The sequence below is a fragment of the Oleiphilus sp. HI0043 genome, assembly GCF_001634935.1.
Window position 1 is genome coordinate 1 of sequence record NZ_LWEY01001772.1, and the last position, 1,333, is coordinate 1,333.

Annotated in this window: 1 protein-coding gene; it reads right to left on the reverse strand. The window is 42.8% G+C overall.

Annotated elements, in window-relative coordinates:
• Window positions 1-72: 72 nt before the first annotated feature.
• Window positions 73-1,333, reverse strand: a 1,261-nt coding sequence (fliD, locus tag A3729_RS27290; RefSeq protein ID WP_156498168.1) for a flagellar filament capping protein FliD, incomplete at its 5' end; no start/stop codon positions are given.

A 1,333-nucleotide genomic window follows, 5' to 3' on the forward strand; every position in this document is an offset into this window, starting at 1 on the left:
ATTCATATTATTCTCCTGCAATCACTAAGGTACTATTTCCTTAGCTACTTCTTTTATTATTAATAACAAACTTTATTTGTCTGAACCTGTTCCTGCTAGCGCATCTAACTGCGCCTTTATAAAATCCATCGTACTATTTAATTTCGAAACTGCGATATCCGCTGCCGTAAATTCACGCGCCAAGCGACTTGTTAAAGACTCAATTCTCTCATCAAGCTTTAAACGCTCCTCATTAATCATTGCTAACGACTTACTTAATGTATCGTTCTTTGTTGTCAAAGAACCATCAATTGATACAATCTGAGTAATTAGATCAACTAACTGCTCACCGACACCTTCAATATAGGTTACCGAACCTCTAGAACCGGTTGCTGTACCTTCAACTGTAACCCGAATGCCTTCAGAATCATCACCCGTCGCAGCACTTAGCGTTTGACCCGAGCCTATCGCTGCCACACCATTAATCGTACCCTCAACATCAACCCCATCGGTACCAGCAGCCACACTCAAACCCAGTTGAGCTAAAGTATTTGTATCAACAGCTGAAACTTCAACCTTTGAACTCGATCCATAGACATTAGAGTTAATCACTAACTGGTTTGAAGCATCTAAACTTACAGTCACAGACTTACCTGCAGCATTCAGCGCCGAGTCAGCATTAATCTTTGACTGTAATTCTGCAGCCAGCTGCGTCTGCGTATAGCTCGCTGCATCGAGTGTAATACCACCACTTTCAACGCCATCTATCTTGATAGTAAGCTCATCATTGTTTGCATCGATCGTTGTACTCGCACCTAGACTAACCCCGCCAACTAACTCACCACGCGTTGCAGCCGTTGTCACCTCAATGTCATATGTGCCAGGCTTAGTATTAATACCTGCCGTTTCAAAACTTACTTGAGCATCACTTGTTCGACCCTGCTCACTAAATAAAGCCGAAACATCACTAGGGTCTGAAGCCAACTTATCAGCCAAGTCACTTTCATTCAGCTCTAACAAGCCAGTCTGGTAATTAGTAGAAATTCCGATATCTGCCAAACTTCTAACATTGGCATTTTCCAGGCCAGCAACGGTAGTACCTAACACGCTGCGCACCTGATTCATTAAACTTCGAGTCGTTGAGTCACCCAATAATATGCCAGCTTCAACACCGCTACTCGGGTCAAACTCGGTATTTTCGTTAATCAGAGTCTGCAAGGCATTAAACTTTTCAACAAACTCAGACACTTTCTCTATCACTGCAGAGTGATCATCTGCTATGACCAGACTCGCTGGTGCACCATCATTTGTACCATTTAATGACAACTTTAAACCCGGGATAGCGTCATCAATC